This is a genomic window from Streptomyces sp. NBC_00038, assembly GCF_026343635.1.
In the GTDB taxonomy this organism is placed as follows: domain Bacteria; phylum Actinomycetota; class Actinomycetes; order Streptomycetales; family Streptomycetaceae; genus Streptomyces.
In genome coordinates this window covers 5,143,578-5,161,051 of the sequence record NZ_JAPELQ010000001.1, presented here as the reverse complement: position 1 = coordinate 5,161,051, position 17,474 = coordinate 5,143,578, and the positions used below count along the sequence as shown (strand labels likewise).

Genomic DNA, 17,474 nt, shown 5'->3' with positions numbered 1-17,474 from the left:
GACCGGCCCGTGAGGGCGCGCCTCCGCTCAGAGCGCGCGCCCCACGAGCCGGGGTCGGGTTACTCGCCGGGGTGGGCGAGTTCGATGTCGTGGGCGTCGACGCCGCGGCCGTTGACGGTGAGCGCGGTGGCCACCGGCGGGTAACCCGTCGCGATGACCGTGTACTCGCCGCTGTCCAGGTCGGTGAAGGCGTACGCCCCGTCCGTGCCGGTCCTGGCGGTGCCGACCACGTTGCCCGCCGCGTCGACCAGCGTGACCCGCGCGTCGCCGAGCGGGCCGCCCGGTGCCCGTACGACACCCTGGACCAGGGCGCCCGAGGCGAGTTCGACCTCGACCCGGGTCACCCCAGCGCCGCCGACCTCGACGGGCAGGGCCACGGGCCGGTGTCCGGCGGCGTTGACCGCGACGGTCACCGAGCCGGGGATCAGCTCGGCGAAGGTGAACTCGCCCTGCTCACCGGTGGTTCCGGTGGCCAGCACGTCACCGCGCACGTCGGTCACGATGACCATGGCGTCCTTGACCGGGGTCCCGCTCTCGGAGGCCCGTACGACACCGCTCAGCCCGCTCGTGCCGCTCAGCAGGATGTCGTAGGTGACCGGCTCGTCGTTCACGAGGACCGTCGAGGCCTGCGGCTGGAAGCCGTCGGCGGAGGCGATCAGGACGTAACTGCCCACGCCGGGCGCGTCGACGGCGTAGGAGCCGTCGGCCTGTGCGACCGAGCGGCCCAGCTGCCGTCCCGCGAGCGAGATCAGCGTGACCGCGGCCTGCGGCACGGGCGCGCTCTCGGCGCCGCGGACGTGCCCGCGTACCGGAATACCGCTGGACATGGGGGTGCTCTCCCTTTCTGCAGCGACTGCTGCGGCTGCGAGTTGCTGGGTGCCTTCGGGGCCGGATTCCGTGCGCGGCTCGGCGGTGGCCCAGCTCGGGACCTTCTCCTCGGCGGCCGGAGCCTCCGTCTTCGGCTCGGCGGCCTCCGTGGCCTGGGCCAGCGCGCCCGAGGTCCGCAGCGGGACCTCCTTGATGAACAGCATCACGAGGAACGCGAGCAGCGCCGTGCAGGCGGCGATCAGGAAGACGTCCGCGATGCCGTGGCCGTACGCGCTCTCCATCACGGTGCGCAGCGGCCCCGGCAGCGTGTCCATGTCCGGGATGCTGCTGTCCGAGCCGGAACTGGCGGCGGCGGCCGCGTACTTGGGGTCGAGGCCCGCCAGGCCGTCAGTGGCGTAGTGGCTGATCCTGTTGGCCATCACCGCGCCCAGCGCGGAGACGCCGATCGCGCCTCCGAGGGAACGGAAGAACGTCACCGTGGAGCTGGCCGAGCCGAGGTCGGCCGGCGCCACCTGGTTCTGCGTGGACAGCACCAGGTTCTGCATCGTCATGCCGACGCCGAGGCCGAGGAGCGCCATGTAGACGGCGACGTGCCAGTAGGGCGTGTCGTACCGGATGGTGCCCAGCAGACCAAGGCCCGCGGTGATCAGGACGCCGCCGCTGACCAGCCAGGCCTTCCACCTGCCGGTCTTGGTGATGATCTGGCCGGAGACGGTGGAGGCGACGAACAGGCCGCCGATCATCGGGATGGTCATGACGCCGGACATCGTCGGCGACTTGTCCCGGGCCAGCTGGAAGTACTGGCTGAAGAACACCGTGCCCGTGAACATCGCGACACCCACGAAGAGCGAGGCGAGGGAGGACAGGGTGATGGTGCGGTTGCGGAACAGCCGCAGCGGGATGATCGGCTCTTTCGCCTTGGACTCGACCAGGATGAACAGCAGACCCAGCACGATCGAGCCGCCGACCATCGCGTACGTCTGCCACGACACCCAGTCGTACTTGTCACCGGCGAAGGTGACCCAGACGAGCAGCAGCGAGACCGCGGCGGAGATGAAGAACGCGCCGCCCCAGTCGACCTTCACGTCGCGCTTCACGACCGGCAAGTGCAGGGTCTTCTGCAGCACGATCAGCGCGATGACCGCGAACGGCACACCGACGTAGAAGCACCAGCGCCAGCCGAGCCACGAGGTGTCCGTGATGACACCGCCGAGCAGCGGGCCGCCGACGGTCGCGACCGCGAACGTCGCGCCGAGGTAGCCGGAGTAACGCCCGCGCTCACGCGGGGAGATCATCGCGGCCATGACGATCTGGGCGAGGGCGGACAGACCGCCGACGCCGATGCCCTGGACGACACGGCAGGCGATGAGCATTTCGGGGTTCTGGGACAGACCCGCGGCGGCCGATCCCAGCACGTAGACGACGAGGGCTATCTGTACGAGCGCCTTCTTGCTGTACAGGTCGGAGAGCTTGCCCCACAGGGGCGTGGTCGCGGTCATGGCCAGCAGCGAGGCGGTGACGACCCAGGTGTAGGCCGACTGGCCGCCGCCCAGGTCTCCGATGATCTCGGGCAGGGCATTGGTGACGATCGTCGACGACAGGATCGCGACGAACATGCCGAGCAGCAGACCGGAGAGCGCCTCCATGATCTGCCGGTGCGTCATCGGAGCGCCGTCGGAGGACCCACCTCCGTGCTTGGCGTGTGCCCGCACACCGGCTGGTGTGGTCGTTGCCATGGGCTTCCTTCTCTTACGTACGGATTCGTGCATACGGGTGCGTATCTGCGGATTCGTAAATGCCGATTCGTGTATGCGGATTCGTACTTACACGGGTGTACGGGTGGTCAGTTCTGTCGCATACGAGTGCGGGTGAGGGGGCCGATGAGGGGCGGCCGTACGGCAGTCGCCGAAGCTCTCGCGCAGCCGGGTCATGAGCCGGGTGAGCTGCCCGACCTCGTCGTCGGACCAGTCGCTCAGCCGGTCGGCGAGCAGCCGTGACGTGCGCCGGGAGAGCTCGTCGAGCTGCTCGTGGCCCGCGGCGGTGAGGCGCAGGATGCGCGAGCGCTTGTCGGCCGGGTCGGGGGACCGTTCGATCCAGCCCCGGTCCGCGACGTGCGCGACATGCCGGCTGGTCACCGACATGTCCACGGAGAGCAGCTCGGCGAGCCTGCTCATCCGCATCTCGCCGTACCGGCCGAGCAGCGTCAGCACGGCGGCGGAACCGCCGGGGCAGTCGGGCGGCAGGATCCGCCCCATGTCCCTCTTCACGGCACCGATGGCAGTGAGCTGACGAGCCAACTCCTCGTACTGCGCCTGCTCCGCCATCACACCTCCCGTATTCGTTGCTTAGGGCAACCATAAATATGTTGGTTGCTACAGGCAAACTAAATCGGGGGTATGGGCCTAAAAACTTGGCAAAGGCAAGTATTGGCGAACGTAAACCCGCAGGTCGGGAGGGTGGTCCCGGCCTCCGCGTGAGCTGTTCGGATCGCCGCGGAGGTCCCGGGGCCCGGCCCCCGCACTTGGGCAACCGTCCCGCGTTCGCTAGTGTCCTGGCCCATGGCAAACACCCAGGGCCCCGAGGGCAACTACGACCCCGCGGGAAGCACCCAGATGTTCCGCGCATTCGTCGACGAGGCCCCCCAGGGCCGGCAACAGCAGCAGGTGGCCGCCCAGGCGGGTCCCCGCATCGGCCTGATCATCGGCGTCGTCCTCGCCGTGGTGGTCGTTGCGGCGGTGGCCTGGCTCGCACTTGGCAAGTAGCGCGAGGGTCCACCGAGAGGCGCCGCGGCCGCTTCCATAGGGGGTCGCGGCTGCCTGTACAGGGCTGCGGCTACTTCCACTGGGCCGCAGCTACATCCACCGCGCCGCCGCTACTTCCACTCGACGGACACGTCCCGCGTCTCGATGTGCATGCCCAGCGGCACGCGCCACGCGTCGACGCACACCGTCCAGGTCTTCGTCCGCTCGGCGCCCGGAGCGATCGGCACGGGCAGCTCCTCGGCGGACTCGATCGTCGCCCAGTCGATCCCGAGCAGCCCGATGATGTGCGTCCCGAAGGTCACCGTGCCCGAACGCACCGCCGTACCACCGGTGTTGCGGAAGGCGACGGTCACCCGCTCGCACCACCGCTGATCGGCGCTCTCACGCTCGGGGACGCCGACGGTGAGCACGGCGGGCCCGGATTCCGCAGGGGTCGCAGGGGGCGCGCCGGTGGACGTGTCCGAGCCGGAACTCCCGCCTGAACTCCCGCTCGTACTCCCGGAGTCCGCATCGCCCGGAGATGCCGTACGTCCGCCACCGGCACTCCCCGTCGAAGCCGCCGGCCCCGATACCTGCGCGCCGCTCCCGCCGCCCGAAGCGGATGGCGACGCGCCCGAAGTCCCGCTCCCCGCCGCGCCCTTGGACGCCGAGGGCTTCTCCAGAGGGACCAACTCCACGTCCCCCGTGGGCGCCACCGCCGGGCCGGACGCGGGGCGCTGCACGGCGACGTAACCGCCCCCGCTGCCTCCGGCGCCGCAGGCGACGAGCAAGCCCCCCAGGCACACCACAGCCGCCGAGGCACCCACAAGGGCACCCCGGCGACCACGTATCGACTGTCGGCGCATCGCGTCAGTGTGGCTGACACTCCGTCAAATATGAACCCTTGGGCCGCCGATCGACCGTTCTCCGAGTCGATCCCTCAGTCGGAGATGAGCCCTTCCCGCAGCTGCGTGAGCGTCCGGGTCAGGAGCCGGGAGACGTGCATCTGCGAGATGCCGACCTCCTCGCCGATCTGGGACTGGGTCATGTTCGCGAAGAAGCGGAGCATGATGATCCGGCGCTCGCGGGGCGGCAGTTTGGCGAGCAGCGGCTTGAGGGACTCGCGGTACTCGACGCCCTCCAGGGCGGTGTCCTCGTAGCCGAGGCGGTCCGCGAGGGAGCCCTCGCCGCCGTCGTCCTCGGGGGCGGGCGAGTCGAGGGACGAGGCCGTGTACGCGTTGCCGACCGCGAGGCCGTCGACGACGTCCTCCTCGGACACCCCGAGAGCGACGGCGAGTTCGGCGACGGTGGGCGAGCGGTCGAGCCGCTGCGAGAGCTCGTCGCTGGTCTTGGTGAGGGCGAGCCGCAGCTCCTGGAGGCGGCGCGGGACGCGCACCGACCAGGACGTGTCGCGGAAGAACCGCTTGATCTCGCCGACGATCGTCGGCATCGCGAACGTCGGGAACTCGACACCGCGTTCGCAGTCGAAGCGGTCGATCGCCTTGATCAGGCCGATCGTGCCGACCTGGACGATGTCCTCCATCGGCTCGTTGCGGGAGCGGAAGCGGGCCGCCGCGTACCGGACGAGCGGGAGGTTGAGCTCGATGAGGGTGTCCCGGACGTAGCCGCGCTCGGGGCTGTTCTCACCGAGTGCGGCGAGCCGCAGGAACAGGGAGCGGGACAGCGTGCGGGTGTCGATGGCTCCCGAAGTTGCGGGCGCCGGGAGGGCCACGGCGGACGCGGCGGCCGGAGCGGCATCGGGGGCCGGAAGGGCTGGAACATCGACATGGTGAAGCGCGTCGGGCGCCGGTTCGCTCTTCGTGAGCGTGAGCACCTTCGAGCTGCCCTGGTCTGCGGACATGCCACCCCCTTTGGGTCGCGGACGGTCGCGGCGGACGCTCCCGTCGGAGGAACGCAGCCTCCACCTGAATACCGGAGGCGAGGCCGCGGCAAACGCTCTAGCCGCAGAATGTCACATGTCGGCAACACGCTGAAGTGACATGTCGACACAGAGGGGGTGAATAGGCCCTGGATAGAGGGGGTCTGACGGTTTTTCAGCGCCGAACGGCCGGAAAAGACGCCGGTGAGCGATTAGCTCTTACCGGTTACGCCTCGATCCTGTTTGCGGATCGCAGACGCGCGAAGCTGCGGGCGAGCAGCCTTGACACGTGCATCTGGGAGACTCCCAGTTCCGCGCTGATCTGTGACTGCGTCAAATTGCTGTAGTAGCGCAGCAGGAGGATTCGCTGCTCGCGCTCGGGCAGCTGTACGAGGAGGTGGCGTACGAGGTCGCGGTGTTCGACCCCGTCGAGGGCCGGGTCCTCGTAGCCGAGCCGGTCGAGCAGTCCGGGCAGCCCGTCGCCCTCCTGGGCGGCTTCGAGGGAGGTCGCGTGGTACGAGCGTCCGGCCTCGATGCAGGACAGCACCTCCTCCTCGGAGATCCGCAGCCGCTCGGCGATCTCGGCGGTGGTGGGCGAACGCCCGAAGGCCGTCGTGAGGTCCTCCGTCGCGCTGTTCACCTGCACCCACAGCTCGTGCAGCCGGCGCGGTACGTGGACGGTGCGCACGTTGTCGCGGAAGTACCGCTTGATCTCCCCGACCACGGTCGGCATCGCGAAGGTCGGGAACTGCACGCCGCGGTCCGGGTCGAAGCGGTCGATCGCGTTGATCAGCCCGATCGTGCCGACCTGTACGACGTCCTCCATCGGCTCGTTGCGGCTGCGGAAGCGGGCGGCGGCGTACCGGACGAGCGGGAGGTTGGCCTCGATGAGTGCGCCGCGCACGCGGTTGTGCTCCGGAGTGCCCGCCTGGAGCCCCTTGAGCTGGCCGAAGAGCACCTGCGTGAGGGCCCGGGTGTCGGCACCGCGGCGCCGTTCCGGGGCGACCTCCTGGGGCGGGTCCTGCGCGATCACGACGTCTTGCGGCGGTGCCTGCGGGGGCGTTTGCGGGGGTGTTTGCAACTGGGCTTGCGGCTGGGCCTGGGGCGGTGCTTGCGGAAGTGCCTGCAGCGGGGCTTGGGGCGGTGCTTGAGGCGCAGTACTGGCCGGCACGGTCAACTCCACCTCTATGATCCGTCAGATCCATCAACTCATCCGTCAAAAGCGGTCATAGCATCACAAGACATGTGCACTGTGTGCAAGCACCCCATAACGTCGTGTTGAACGAGATTTAGGGAGAGTTGGGGCATAAGACGCAAATGAGCCCCTCGCCGGTTGCGGCGAGAGGCTCATGGGCGCGACGGCTCAGAACGGATAGTCGGCGATCACCCAGGTCGCGAACTCGCGCCACAGCGCGACACCCGCCTGGTGCGCAGGGTGCTCCAAGTACCGCTTCAGCGCCTCGGTGTCGTCGACGGCGGAGTTGATCGCGAAGTCGTACGCGATGGGCCGGTCGGTGATGTTCCAGTCGCATTCCCAGAAGCGCAGCTCCGGGATCTGCTCGCCGAGCGCGCGGAAGGCGGCGACGCCCTCGACGACGCGCGGGTCGTCGCGCTGGACGCCCTCATTGAGCTTCAAGAGGACCAGATGGCGGATCACGGGCACTCCCTGGTGGTGCGGCGGTTCAGTTCTGGGCCCCGTCGGCGATCCACGACATGAAGTCGCCGATGCCCTGAGCGGCGTTCGATATGCCCTCGAACCCTATCTGGACGTAGTCGGCCGCCCCCTCCGGATCCGTGATGATCACGTAGGCCACGAAGACCACGAGTACATAGACGGCTATCTTCTTCGAATTCACCGCCATCGCGGCCTCCCTGTGATTGCTGCGCCCGGTGGGCGGCCGCCTGTTGACGGCGGCGAGTGTAACCTTCACGCCCCCTTTAAGGACCAACGGCCCGCTGGTCGAGGCCTTTTGCCGGGCCCTGCGGACGTCCCGGGGGCGCACGCTGGACAGTGCGCCCCCGGCGGATCCGACAGGAGACCGCGGGGCCGGGACGGACCCCACTGCGGGGTCCACGCCGCGGGCTTCCCCCGAGACAGTCATTTCTTGCCGCCCACGCACGAAGGGCCCCGTCTCTCGACGGGGCCCTTCTCAAGCGGTAGCGGAGGGATTTGAACCCTCGGTGACTTGCGCCACACTCGCTTTCGAGGCGAGCTCCTTCGGCCGCTCGGACACGCTACCGAGAGAGACCTTACCCCAAGGTGGGGCGTGGTCCGAAATCCGTTTCCCGCGCTCCTATGGGCTCAGCGGTCGCGGAAGAAGTCGGTGAGGAGGCGCGCGCAGTCGTCCGCCAGGACGCCTTCGATCACCTCGGGCCGGTGGTTGAGACGGCGGTCGCGCACGAGGTCCCAGAGGGAGCCGGCGGCGCCGGCCTTCTCGTCGCGGGCGCCGTAGACGACCCGGTCCACCCGGGACTGCACGAGTGCGCCCGCGCACATGGTGCAGGGCTCCAGGGTGACGACGAGCGTGCAGCCGGACAGCCGCCACTCGCCCAACTTGGCGGCGGCCCTGCGGAGCGCGAGGACCTCGGCGTGCGCCGTCGGATCGCCGGTCGCCTCGCGCTCGTTGTGCCCGGTCGCAAGCACCGTCGTACCGTCCCCGGAGAGCACCACGGCGCCGACGGGGACATCCCCGCCCCGGACTGCCCGGTGGGCCTCGTCCAGGGCGAGCCGCATCGCGGCCCGCCAGTGGTCGCGTACCGGATCGGGTCGGGGGGTCTTGTCGGCGGTGCTCACCCGGGGAACCTAACGGACGGTCTCCAGGACCTCTGCGGCTCCCAGGGCGTCGGCGATCGTGCTGAGCGCGTCGCCTTCGTCCAGGGCGAGCAGTTCCTTCTCGCTCACACCGAGGTCGGCGAGGATGTCGCGGTCCCCGACGGGGCTGTGCGACACGGCCTCACCGGAGGTGGCGGCTTCCTCGTCCTCCTCGTCGGAGTCGTTTCCGTTGTCGGGCTCACCGTCCTCCGTGCCGTCCAGGTCCAGGGAGTCGAGGTCGGCGACATCGTCGTCGCCGGGCTCCCTTCCGAGCAGTTCGTCGGTGAGCAGGATCTCGCCGTACGAGCTGCGGGCAGCCGCGGCGGCGTCAGAGACGTAGATGCGAGGGTCTTCCTCGCCGTCCAGGCGGAGGACGCCGAACCACGCGTCCTCCTGCTCGATGAGTACGAGTACCGTGTCCGCCTCCTCCGAGGCTTCACGTGCCAGATCTGTCAGATCCGACAGGGTCTCCACATCGTCCAGCTCTGTGTCGCTCGCTTCCCACCCGTCTTCGGTGCGCGCGAGCAGTGCGGCGAAGTACACCGTGACTCTCCCACTGTCATAGGCGTGCCGGTTGGCGGTCCCCCCGGCGGAGGCTGTGGGCGGGGAGCGTTTCTCCGAGCCCCACCCACTCGGAATCGTGGCAGAAACAGAGCCCTCAGGGGACGTCTTCGGCCTGCTGTGTCTGCCTCTTTTGATCGCTAACAGCGGATCGTACGCGGCTGTCGGCACCACGTACGCACCTCCCGGCCCTCACGGCGTGGGCGGCGCGCGGGCGGGCTACCTGCGGATGTCGCGCACCCGCACGGCGTGGCTACCGGCGGATGATGCGCAAGCACATGGTGCGACCGCCGGTGAAGGGCGCGCAAGCACCTCGCGGGGCCCTCGGCTGTCGGCGGATGCCGTGCGCGCGTGGCGCGGCACCACCAGCGATGGCTACCAGCGGAACGTGCGCATACGCATGGCGTGGCGCAGGCGCGCCGTCTTGGCGCGGCGGGGCTGGACACGGTCGCGCAGTTCGCGCGCCTCGGCCAGGTCGCGGAGGAACTGGGCGCGGCGCCTGCGGCGCTCGGCGTCGGTCTCCGGCCGCTCGGGAAACTCCTCGTCCGGGTCTCGCACAGGCACACCACCCAAGGTCCGTCCTTCCCACTTTCCCCCTGATGGGCGGTTTGATGCGAGCGGACGGGTGAAGGGGAGCGCCGGACCGTACCTTGCGGGATCAGGCGGGACAGTGGCGGGCGCCCGGAGCGCGGTTACTGTTGTGGACATGCGTCTCCACGTCGTCGACCACCCCCTGGTCGCCCATAAGCTCACCACTCTGCGCGACCGGCGCACCGATTCCGCGACCTTCCGGCGGCTCGCCGACGAGCTGGTCACCCTGCTCGCCTACGAGGCCACCAGGGACGTGCGCACGGAGCAGGTCGACATCGTGACCCCGGTCTCCCCGACCACCGGCGTCAAGCTCTCCTACCCCCGGCCCCTCGTCGTCCCGATCCTGCGGGCGGGCCTCGGCATGCTCGACGGCATGGTGCGGCTGCTGCCGACCGCCGAGGTGGGCTTCCTGGGCATGGTGCGCGACGAGGAGACGCTCCAGGCGTCCACGTACGCGACCCGCATGCCCGACGACCTCTCAGGCCGCCAGGTGTACGTCCTCGACCCGATGCTGGCCACCGGCGGCACCCTCGTCGCGGCGATCCACGAGCTGATCAAGCGCGGCGCCGACGACGTCACCGCCGTGGTGCTTCTCGCCGCCCCCGAGGGCGTCGAGCTCATGGAGCGCGAGCTGGCGGGCACGCCGGTGACGGTCGTGACCGCGTCGGTCGACGAGCGGCTCAACGAGCACGGCTACATCGTGCCGGGGCTCGGGGATGCGGGGGACCGGATGTACGGGGCTGCCGAGTAACGGACGTCCACTTCAGGACGTCTTGAAGTGGACGTCCTTAAGTGACGTCCAGTCGTACGGACTTCAGCAGCTGTTCTTCGTGGCGGAGGGCGTCGGCTGGGGCTGGGCCAGTACGGCCAGCGCCTTGTCGGCGTCCTCCTTCGTCGTCAGGTTCTTGAAGCCGGTGCCGATGATCAGGTCGACCTGGTCGGCCTTCGCGCGGCCGTCGGTCTTCAGCTGGGCGCCGGAGAGCTGGGTGTTGAGCACCGGCAGGGCGGCCTGGGCGGCCGTCTTCGCGCCGAGCAGTATCCCCGCGCCCTCGACCTTCTTGTCGTACGTGTCCGTCGCGTTGCCCACGTCGCCGATCCGGAAGCCACGTTTCTTCAGCTCGTCGGCGGTCTCCTTGGCCAGCCCGCTGCGGGGCGTGGCGTTGAAGACGTTGACCGTGATCTGGCCGGGCTTGGGGAGGGCCTTGGCGTTGGCCGCGGTGGAGGCCGCGGACGTCGCCGACGCGGTGGCGGAAGGGCTTGCCTTCGAGGCGCAGTCCGACTTCGGTCCCGCCGCCGCGGCCTTGTCGCCGCCGCCCGTGAAGACGTCGATGAGCTGGAGGGTTCCCCAACCGGCCAGCCCCAGCGCGGTGACGGAGGCGACGACCAGGAACGCGAGCCTGCGACGCCCCCGGGGTCGGCGCATCCGCGGGTACTTGTCGCCCGTGATCCGGTACTGGCCGCCCATGCCAGGGGGAGTGAGCATGCTCATGGGCGCAGCGTAGTGCGCCGCGGCGACGATAACTACTAGATGATCATTGTCCCGCGCTCAGTCCAACCCGAAAGGGTCAACAAACCGGTGCCGGTTCGGCTGTCCGTCCTGAATCGGACCGGCTGTCGGCCTCGAATCGGTTCGGCTGTCCGTCCCGATCGGTCCGGCTGTCCGTCCCGAATCGGTCCGGGTGTCAGCCCAGTTCCAGGACGCGCGCGTGCAGCACCTGGCGCTGCTGGAGCGCCGCGCGGACGGCGCGGTGCAGGCCGTCCTCCAGGTACAGGTCGCCCTGCCACTTCACGACGTGCGCGAAGAGGTCGCCGTAGAACGTGGAGTCCTCGGCGAGCAGCGTTTCCAGGTCGAGCTGGCCCTTGGTCGTCACCAGCTGATCGAGGCGGACCGGGCGCGGCGCGACATCCGCCCACTGCCGGGTGCTTTCCCGGCCGTGGTCGGGGTACGGCCGGCCGTTTCCGATGCGCTTGAAGATCACACGGAAAGCCTACCGGTCAAGACGTTCCGGGCGCAGCCTTGGCGGCGGAGTGCGACGCTGGAAAAGACGCCTTAAATCAGGGCAAACCGGGAACAGGGGCCTGATATGAGTGACAGCGAGACCGTACCTGCGGCCACTGCCGGGACCACGCCCGCGGCTGCCGCTGCTCGGACGGAGGGGAGCGCTCCCGCGACGGGCGGCAACTCCCCCGAGGTGATCGGCAGCGCCGCCGCTCTTCCCAGGGAAGCCCTGGAGATCGCCTCCGGATACGCCTTCTCCGGGCCCGCCCTCGATCTCGGTGCCCTCCTCTGGGACGCGCGGTGCCTGCCGGACGTACAGATCCGCATTCCGCTTCCGATGCTGAACCGGCACGGCCTCGTCGCCGGCGCCACCGGCACCGGCAAGACCAAGACCCTTCAGCTCGTCGCCGAGCAGTTGTCCGCGCAGGGCGTTCCCGTCTTCCTCGCCGACATCAAGGGCGACGTCTCCGGGATCTCGGCGCCGGGCATCCCGAACGACAAGGTCCAGGGGCGGGCCGCCGACGTGCACCAGAAGTGGGCCCCGACCGGATTTCCGAGTGAGTTCTATGCGCTTGGAGGCATGGGGTACGGCATCCCCGTACGGGCCACGATCACGAGCTTCGGGCCGGTGCTCCTGTCCAAGGTGCTCCAGCTCAACCAGACCCAGGAGCAGTCGCTCGGCCTGATCTTCCACTACGCCGACCAGAAGGGCCTGGAACTCGTCGATCTGAAGGACCTGCGCGCGGTCGCCACCTTTCTGACCTCGGACGAGGGCAAGGCGGAGCTGAAGGGGATCGGCGGGCTCTCGACCGCGACTGCGGGGGTGATCCTGCGTTCGCTCACCGCCTTCGAGGCGCAGGGCATGAGTCCCTTCTTCGGGGAGCCGGAGTTCGACACGAGTGAGCTGTTGCGGGTGGCGGGGGACGGGCGGGGTGTTGTGTCCGTGCTGGAGCTGCCTGAGGTTCAGGACAAACCTCAGCTCTTCTCGACCTTTCTGATGTGGCTGCTCGCCGATCTCTTTCACGACCTTCCTGAGGTCGGTGACTCCGAGAAGCCGAAGCTTGTTTTCTTCTTTGACGAGGCCCATCTGCTTTTCAACGATGCCTCGAAGGCCTTCCTGGACTCCATCACGCAGACCGTCCGCCTCATTCGCTCGAAAGGGGTCGGCGTCTTCTTCGTGACGCAGACCCCGAAGGACGTCCCCGCCGATGTCCTCGGGCAGCTCGGCAACCGCGTCCAGCACGCGTTGCGCGCCTTCACTCCGGACGACCAGAAGGCGCTGAAGGCCACGGTGAAGACCTTCCCGAACTCGCCGTACGACCTCGAGGAGGTCCTCACCGGTCTCGGCACCGGCGAGGCCGTGATCACCGTGCTGAGCGAGAAGGGTGCGCCTACGCCGGTCGCGGTGACTCGGCTGCGGGCGCCGGAGTCGCTGATGGGGCCCGTCGATGTGGGGGTGCTCGACGCGGCGGTGACGGGGTCGGCGTTGTACGGGCGGTACGCGCAGGCGGTGGATCGTGAGTCCGCGTACGAGAAGCTCACGGCGGCGGAGGCTGCGCGTCAGCGCCCGGCGCGTGAGCCGGCGGCTCCTGAGGCCGCGTCGGCGCCCTCCAAAGGGCGGGGCAAGGCGCCCAAGGAGGATGCCTCCGTTGTCGAGCAGGTCGTGGGGAGCGGCATGTTCAAGTCGCTTGCTCGGTCTGTGGGTACGCAGATCGGGCGGGAGATCACTCGGTCGTTGTTCGGGACGGCTCGGCGGAAGCGGTAGGTCTGCCGACCTGTTCACCGTCCGGAGGTGGCCGCCCCTGGGAAGGGGCGGCCACCTTTGTGTCAGTTGGTTCCGGTCTTCTTCGGGGGTGCCTTCTGTTCGGCCGGGCCTCGGCGGGGTTCCGGCTTGGGTGCGTTGCGTACGGCGTCTGCGCGCAGCAGGGCGCGCAGGACCGCGTACGGGTCCTTGGGCATGGGTGTGTCCTTTGCGTTCGCTGGTGAGTGACGGGTCCGGAGGCCGGGTCCGTCAGCAGCGCAGGACCACGCAGCGCAGGGCGTGCAGGGTGGGGTTGTGCGACGGGGGCGCCTGTACGGGGAGGGGGTGCGGCTCTGGTGCCGGGTGGGCCGCCCTGGTGCGGAGCGCGGGGCGCAGGGAGGGTGCGGGGCGGTTGCCCTGGCGGGCGGGTGGGCGCAGGGCCGTGTCGAGTACGTCGGGTTCGGCGGCCGGGGCCTCGGTGGTGATCGTGGCGGGGGTCGCGGTGAGCGCGGCGGGGTGCGGGGTGGTCGCGAGGATCGCGACGACCAGGAGGACCAGCACCCGTAGCTTCATGACACGTCATGTCCCCGTCGGGGGCCGGTGGTTCATCCGGTGGGGGGCAGATCCGCCCTCTTGGCGTACGGCCGGTGCCGGTGGGTGGGTCGGGGGCGCGCCGGTACATCCGCCCGCATCCGAACGGATCGACTGTGGGTGATCAGTGGACGTGTGTTCCGGATCCGTTCGGATGCGGGCATTTGATGTACCGACACGCCCCCTTCCGTTGTCGTCCGGCTGCGGGGACGTGGGGGCTTGGGGGTGGGGGGCTTGGCGTTATTTGCCGGAGGCCTTTGCTGCCTTTGCCGCTGCCTTCATCTCCTGTTTGTGGGCTCGGACCTTGGCGAGGGACTCGGGGCCGGTGATGTCGGCGACCGAGCGGAAGGACTTGGGCTCGCCGTAGGGCCCTGCGGCTTCGCGCCAGCCCTTGGGCCGGACGTCGAGCTGTTTGCCGAGGAGGGCCAGGAAGATCTGGGCCTTCTGCGGACCGAAGCCGGGGAGTTCCTTGAGGCGCCGGAGGAGTTCGTCGCCGGTCTCGGCGTCCTTCCAGACGGCGGTGGCGTCTCCGTCGTAGTGCTCGACGAGGTACTGGCACAGCTGATGGATGCGCTTGCCCATGGAACCGGGATAGCGGTGTACGGCCGGCTTGGTGGAGAGGAGGGTGGCGAAGGCATCCGGGTCGTACGAGGCGATCTCGTGGGCGTCCAGGTCGTTCCGGCCCATGCGCTGGGCGATCGTGTACGGGCCCGCGAACGCCCACTCCATCGGAACCTGCTGGTCCAGGAGCATCCCGACGAGGGCGGCGAGCGGACTGCGTCCGAGGAGTTCGTCGGCCTCGGGCTGCTGGGCCAGGTGAAGGGTCACGTCCATGGACCGATGATCCCGCTTACGGGGTCAGGTCGCGCGCCAGTAGGAGGACCGCACCCTCCCCGTCATGGCCTCTCCACCCCTCCCGTACGATTTCCCCCCAATGGAAGTTAGGTTAGCCTAACCTGCGAAGAGTGGGGATATGCCGTGACCGTCGAGATCTACCGTGACGCCTGGGGAATCCCGCACCTGCGTGCCGACAGTGCACTCGAACTCGCCCGCGCCCAGGGTCGTACCACCGCCGTGGACCGGGCCTGGCAGCTGGAGGTCGAACGGCACCGCGCCCAGGGCACCTCCGCCGCGTTCCTCGGCGCCGAGGCCGTTGCCTGGGACCGGTTCGCGCGGCAGGCCCGGCTCGACGACACCGCCAGACGCTGTTTCGCCGCCCTGGAGAGACGCGATCCCGAGACTGCCGCGTGGGTCGTCTCGTATGTGGACGGCGTCAATGAAGGGCTTGGGGAGGGTGGTCCGCGGGCGCCTGAATTTGCGGAGGCCGGGCTTGTTCCCGGGCGCTGGGAGCCCTGGACTCCGCTCGGTGTCTGGCTTGCCACGCACATCCTGTTCGCCGGGTTCCCGGCCAAGCTCTGGCGCGAGGAGGTCGTACGGCGGCTCGGTGCCGAGGCCGTGGGACTCTTCGCCACCGACGGGAACGGTACCTCCGGCAGCAACGGCTGGCTGGTGAGCGGTGCTCGTACGGCCACTGGGCGCGCGGTCATCGGTGGCGATCCCCACCGGTTCATCGAGGAACCCGGCGTCTATCAGCAGATCCATCTGGCCTGCCCCGAGTTCGACGTCGTCGGCCTTGCCGTTCCCGGTGTTCCGGGCATCGCCCACTTCGGCCACACGGGCCATGTCGCCTGGGCGATCACGAACGCCATGGCCGACTATCAAGACCTTTACCGGGAGCGGTTGCGGGGGGTTGGCTCGTCCTCGTCGTCCGTCGAGGCGCTCGGGCCCGATGGTGAGTGGCGGGTCGCGGCGCGGCATGTGGAGCGGGTGGAGGTGGCCGGGGGCGAGTCCGTCGAGGTCGAGGTGATCGAGACCGAGCGGGGGCCCGTGGTCATCGGGGGAGGCGGGGAGGGCCCGTCCATCAGTCTTCGTTATCCGCCGCGCGTTACCGAAGATCTTGGCTTCAGTGCGCTGCTTCCGCTTCTTCGGGCTCGTGAAGTCGCCGATGTGGACCGGGCGTTCGACCTCTGGGCCGAGCCCGTCAATGTTGTTCAGGCCGCCGATACTGCGGGTGGGTTGCTGCATCGGGTCGCCGGACGAGTGCCGGTGCGGAGTGAGGGCAACCGGACGAGGGTCGTCGACGCCTGGGAGGAGGGGAGGGAGTGGCGGGGCTGGCATGAGATGCCCCGGGTGGATGTGGGCGAGATCGCTGTCATGGCCAATCAGCGGGGGCTGGCGGAGGTGCTTGGGGTTGAGTTCGCCGCGCCGCATCGGGCCTCGCGCATTCGCGAACTTCTCGGGTCTCGGGCCGAGTGGGCCGCCTCTGACATGGCTGCCATTCATGTGGACACCCATCTCGCTTCCGCTGCCGTCCTGTTGGGTCATCTCGACGGTGGTGGGGGTGGTGGGCAGCGGCTGAGTCCGGAGGGGGCGGTGTTGCGGGATCAACTGCTCGCCTGGGATCGGCGGATGGATGCCGGCAGCGGATCGGCGGGGGTGTACGCGGCGGTTCGTAGCGCTGTTGTGCGGCGGCTTGCGGCCGAGCCTGCGCTGGCCGTTCTTGCCGAGCCGCCCGCGTATCCGGAGGTCTTTCTTCCCTGGCTCGCGCTCACCCCGCGTATCGGCTTTGCTCTCGAAAACCTGTTGAGGGTCGAGGAGTTGTACGGCATCGATCGTGCGGCGGTTGTGTGCGCTGCGGTCGAGGACGTGGCGGTCGGCTGGGCGCCGCGTGCATGGGGGGATACACACCGGCTCGCGCCCTGGCGTGCGCTCGCCGGTGCTGCGTACGACGAACCCGGGCTCTCGGGTGACCATGACTGCGTGCTGTGCACCTCGGCGGTTCCGGGGGTGACCGACCTTGCCGCGCGCGGTCCTGCCGCCCGTTACGTATGGGATCTGGCCGACCGGGACCAGAGCCTTTGGGTGGTGCCGCTCGGTGCCGACGGTGTTCCGGGGGCCGTCCACCATCGTGACCAACTCCCCTTGTGGGTCGAGGGAGTTCTGGCCCCGGTGATCACAGACTGGGACAAGCTGGCCCAGGGGAACAAGGAGAACCATGACGACTGAGTCGTACGCACCCGCCCGCGTCGCCCTTCACGAGCAGGTCATCGACGGGCTCGGGACCGTCCGCATCCTGCGCGTCGACCCGCATGCCGACCTGGACGTCATCCACGGCTGGGTGAGTGAGGAGCGGGCCAGGTTCTGGGGCATGAACGGGCTCAGCAAGGAGCAGGTGCTGGAGACCTACGTCCACCTGGACTCGCTCGACACCCACCACGCCTTCCTCGCGCTCAAGGACGGCGAACCGGCCGCGCTCTTCCAGTCGTACGAGCCCGAGGCCGACCGCGTCAGCGAGTGCTACGACGTCGAGGACGGGGACATCGGGATCCATCTGCTGATCGGGCCCCCGGGGACCGGCGGGGGGCGGCCGGGCTGGTCCGCCGGGCTGCTGACCGCGTTCACCACGTATGTCCTGGCCGGTCTTGACCGGCGGCGGGTCGTCGTCGAGCCCGACGCACGCAACACGAAGGCCATCTCCCGTCTGACCAGGCAGGGATTCGTCCCGGGGCCGGAGATCGTGCTGCCCGAGATCGATCTGCCCGAGGTGTACCTGCCCGAGAAGCGCGCCCGGCTCGCCTTCCTGACGCGAGAGACGGTCTTTGGGGGGTCTTTGGGGAGGGCTTGAAGCGGGGCGGGTGAGCACGGCGTCGCTTTCGGCCGTACGTATCCGA

General features: G+C 69.3%; 20 protein-coding genes and 1 tRNA gene. 5 read left to right on the top strand and 16 right to left on the bottom strand.

Going from position 1 to position 17,474, the window contains the following annotated elements; translation table 11 throughout:
* Positions 1-59: 59 nt before the first annotated feature.
* Positions 60-2,564, bottom strand: a complete 2,505-nt coding sequence (locus OG219_RS23265) for an MFS transporter (RefSeq protein WP_266829419.1) — start codon at positions 2,562-2,564, stop codon at positions 60-62.
* An 87-nt stretch (positions 2,565-2,651) separates the two neighbouring features.
* Complete coding sequence (locus OG219_RS23260) at positions 2,652-3,152, bottom strand: MarR family winged helix-turn-helix transcriptional regulator (RefSeq protein WP_266829417.1); 501 nt, start codon at positions 3,150-3,152, stop codon at positions 2,652-2,654.
* Positions 3,153-3,386: 234 nt separating this feature from the next.
* Here OG219_RS23260 and OG219_RS23255 point away from each other — a divergent pair, with 234 nt between their 5' ends.
* Positions 3,387-3,590: a hypothetical protein gene (locus OG219_RS23255; protein WP_266829415.1), complete on the top strand. Its 204-nt coding sequence runs from the start codon at positions 3,387-3,389 to the stop codon at positions 3,588-3,590.
* A 110-nt stretch (positions 3,591-3,700) separates the two neighbouring features.
* Here the strand turns inward: OG219_RS23255 and OG219_RS23250 are convergent, their stop codons facing one another.
* The 9 genes from OG219_RS23250 to OG219_RS23210 form a co-directional block, all read right to left on the bottom strand.
* Complete coding sequence (locus OG219_RS23250) at positions 3,701-4,435, bottom strand: hypothetical protein (protein WP_266829413.1); 735 nt, start codon at positions 4,433-4,435, stop codon at positions 3,701-3,703.
* A gap of 74 nt (positions 4,436-4,509) precedes the next feature.
* Positions 4,510-5,430 carry an RNA polymerase sigma factor SigF gene (locus tag OG219_RS23245; RefSeq protein WP_266829411.1) on the bottom strand — a complete coding sequence of 307 codons (921 nt, stop codon included), beginning with the start codon at positions 5,428-5,430 and terminating at the stop codon, positions 4,510-4,512.
* A 244-nt stretch (positions 5,431-5,674) separates the two neighbouring features.
* On the bottom strand, positions 5,675-6,619 hold the full coding sequence (locus tag OG219_RS23240; RefSeq protein ID WP_266829409.1) for an RNA polymerase sigma factor SigF: 945 nt from the start codon (positions 6,617-6,619) through the stop codon (positions 5,675-5,677).
* A gap of 192 nt (positions 6,620-6,811) precedes the next feature.
* On the bottom strand, positions 6,812-7,105 hold the full coding sequence (locus tag OG219_RS23235) for a Dabb family protein (protein ID WP_266829407.1): 294 nt from the start codon (positions 7,103-7,105) through the stop codon (positions 6,812-6,814).
* Positions 7,106-7,130: 25 nt separating this feature from the next.
* A complete protein-coding gene (locus tag OG219_RS23230) occupies positions 7,131-7,310 on the bottom strand; it encodes a hypothetical protein (protein WP_266829405.1) in 180 nt (59 codons plus the stop codon).
* A 293-nt stretch (positions 7,311-7,603) separates the two neighbouring features.
* Positions 7,604-7,688: transfer RNA gene (locus OG219_RS23225), tRNA-Ser, on the bottom strand.
* Between the two features lie 62 nt (positions 7,689-7,750).
* The gene (gene tadA / locus OG219_RS23220; RefSeq protein ID WP_266836199.1) at positions 7,751-8,182 is read right to left on the bottom strand and encodes a tRNA adenosine(34) deaminase TadA; all 432 of its coding nucleotides are present in this window, start codon (positions 8,180-8,182) and stop codon (positions 7,751-7,753) included.
* 69 nt (positions 8,183-8,251) lie between these two features.
* Positions 8,252-8,803, bottom strand: a complete 552-nt coding sequence (locus OG219_RS23215) for a hypothetical protein (RefSeq protein ID WP_266829403.1) — start codon at positions 8,801-8,803, stop codon at positions 8,252-8,254.
* Positions 8,804-9,196: 393 nt separating this feature from the next.
* Positions 9,197-9,385: a hypothetical protein gene (locus tag OG219_RS23210; RefSeq protein ID WP_266829401.1), complete on the bottom strand. Its 189-nt coding sequence runs from the start codon at positions 9,383-9,385 to the stop codon at positions 9,197-9,199.
* A gap of 142 nt (positions 9,386-9,527) precedes the next feature.
* Here OG219_RS23210 and upp point away from each other — a divergent pair, with 142 nt between their 5' ends.
* The gene (upp, locus tag OG219_RS23205; protein ID WP_266829399.1) at positions 9,528-10,163 is read left to right on the top strand and encodes a uracil phosphoribosyltransferase; all 636 of its coding nucleotides are present in this window, start codon (positions 9,528-9,530) and stop codon (positions 10,161-10,163) included.
* Positions 10,164-10,226: 63 nt separating this feature from the next.
* Here upp and OG219_RS23200 read toward each other — a convergent pair whose 3' ends face one another.
* Together OG219_RS23200 and OG219_RS23195 are read right to left on the bottom strand one after the other, a co-directional pair.
* Positions 10,227-10,877 (bottom strand): LytR C-terminal domain-containing protein, encoded by a 651-nt coding sequence (locus OG219_RS23200; RefSeq protein ID WP_266836198.1) that lies wholly within the window; start codon positions 10,875-10,877, stop codon positions 10,227-10,229.
* A 217-nt stretch (positions 10,878-11,094) separates the two neighbouring features.
* Positions 11,095-11,391 carry a type II toxin-antitoxin system VapB family antitoxin gene (locus tag OG219_RS23195; protein ID WP_003955420.1) on the bottom strand — a complete coding sequence of 99 codons (297 nt, stop codon included), beginning with the start codon at positions 11,389-11,391 and terminating at the stop codon, positions 11,095-11,097.
* Between the two features lie 105 nt (positions 11,392-11,496).
* Between OG219_RS23195 and OG219_RS23190 the strand changes: the two genes are divergently transcribed.
* On the top strand, positions 11,497-13,176 hold the full coding sequence (locus OG219_RS23190; protein WP_266829397.1) for a helicase HerA-like domain-containing protein: 1,680 nt from the start codon (positions 11,497-11,499) through the stop codon (positions 13,174-13,176).
* Positions 13,177-13,238: 62 nt separating this feature from the next.
* On the opposite strand, the gene OG219_RS23185 is transcribed toward OG219_RS23190, so the two are convergent.
* The 3 genes from OG219_RS23185 to OG219_RS23175 all read right to left on the bottom strand — a co-directional run bounded on the left by OG219_RS23185 (position 13,239) and on the right by OG219_RS23175 (position 14,577).
* Positions 13,239-13,370 (bottom strand): hypothetical protein, encoded by a 132-nt coding sequence (locus OG219_RS23185; RefSeq protein WP_266829395.1) that lies wholly within the window; start codon positions 13,368-13,370, stop codon positions 13,239-13,241.
* Positions 13,371-13,422: 52 nt separating this feature from the next.
* Positions 13,423-13,725, bottom strand: coding sequence for a hypothetical protein (locus OG219_RS23180; RefSeq protein ID WP_266829393.1), 303 nt, complete (start codon positions 13,723-13,725; stop codon positions 13,423-13,425).
* A gap of 258 nt (positions 13,726-13,983) precedes the next feature.
* The gene (locus OG219_RS23175) at positions 13,984-14,577 is read right to left on the bottom strand and encodes an HhH-GPD-type base excision DNA repair protein (RefSeq protein WP_266829391.1); all 594 of its coding nucleotides are present in this window, start codon (positions 14,575-14,577) and stop codon (positions 13,984-13,986) included.
* A 144-nt stretch (positions 14,578-14,721) separates the two neighbouring features.
* Between OG219_RS23175 and OG219_RS23170 the strand changes: the two genes are divergently transcribed.
* Positions 14,722-16,809: a penicillin acylase family protein gene (locus OG219_RS23170; RefSeq protein WP_266829389.1), complete on the top strand. Its 2,088-nt coding sequence runs from the start codon at positions 14,722-14,724 to the stop codon at positions 16,807-16,809.
* Positions 16,799-17,428 carry a GNAT family N-acetyltransferase gene (locus OG219_RS23165; protein ID WP_266829387.1) on the top strand — a complete coding sequence of 210 codons (630 nt, stop codon included), beginning with the start codon at positions 16,799-16,801 and terminating at the stop codon, positions 17,426-17,428. Before OG219_RS23170 ends, OG219_RS23165 begins: the two co-directional genes overlap by 11 nt.
* The last annotated feature ends 46 nt before the right edge of the window (positions 17,429-17,474 follow it).

Bases quoted from the DNA above. Each gene is read 5' to 3' on its own strand.
- OG219_RS23200 (WP_266836198.1), bottom strand. From the start codon at position 10,877: ATGGGCGGCCAGTACCGGATCACGGGCGACAAGTACCCGCGGATGCGC.
- OG219_RS23190 (WP_266829397.1), top strand. From the start codon at position 11,497: ATGAGTGACAGCGAGACCGTACCTGCGGCCACTGCCGGGACCACGCCC.
- tadA (WP_266836199.1), bottom strand. From the start codon at position 8,182: ATGCGGCTCGCCCTGGACGAGGCCCACCGGGCAGTCCGGGGCGGGGAT.
- OG219_RS23260 (WP_266829417.1), bottom strand. From the start codon at position 3,152: ATGGCGGAGCAGGCGCAGTACGAGGAGTTGGCTCGTCAGCTCACTGCC.
- OG219_RS23165 (WP_266829387.1), top strand. From the start codon at position 16,799: ATGACGACTGAGTCGTACGCACCCGCCCGCGTCGCCCTTCACGAGCAG.
- OG219_RS23250 (WP_266829413.1), bottom strand. From the start codon at position 4,435: ATGCGCCGACAGTCGATACGTGGTCGCCGGGGTGCCCTTGTGGGTGCC.
- upp (WP_266829399.1), top strand. From the start codon at position 9,528: ATGCGTCTCCACGTCGTCGACCACCCCCTGGTCGCCCATAAGCTCACC.
- OG219_RS23175 (WP_266829391.1), bottom strand. From the start codon at position 14,577: ATGGACGTGACCCTTCACCTGGCCCAGCAGCCCGAGGCCGACGAACTC.
- OG219_RS23265 (WP_266829419.1), bottom strand. From the start codon at position 2,564: ATGGCAACGACCACACCAGCCGGTGTGCGGGCACACGCCAAGCACGGA.
- OG219_RS23255 (WP_266829415.1), top strand. From the start codon at position 3,387: ATGGCAAACACCCAGGGCCCCGAGGGCAACTACGACCCCGCGGGAAGC.
- OG219_RS23180 (WP_266829393.1), bottom strand. From the start codon at position 13,725: ATGAAGCTACGGGTGCTGGTCCTCCTGGTCGTCGCGATCCTCGCGACC.
- OG219_RS23185 (WP_266829395.1), bottom strand. From the start codon at position 13,370: ATGCCCAAGGACCCGTACGCGGTCCTGCGCGCCCTGCTGCGCGCAGAC.
- OG219_RS23230 (WP_266829405.1), bottom strand. From the start codon at position 7,310: ATGGCGGTGAATTCGAAGAAGATAGCCGTCTATGTACTCGTGGTCTTC.
- OG219_RS23245 (WP_266829411.1), bottom strand. From the start codon at position 5,430: ATGTCCGCAGACCAGGGCAGCTCGAAGGTGCTCACGCTCACGAAGAGC.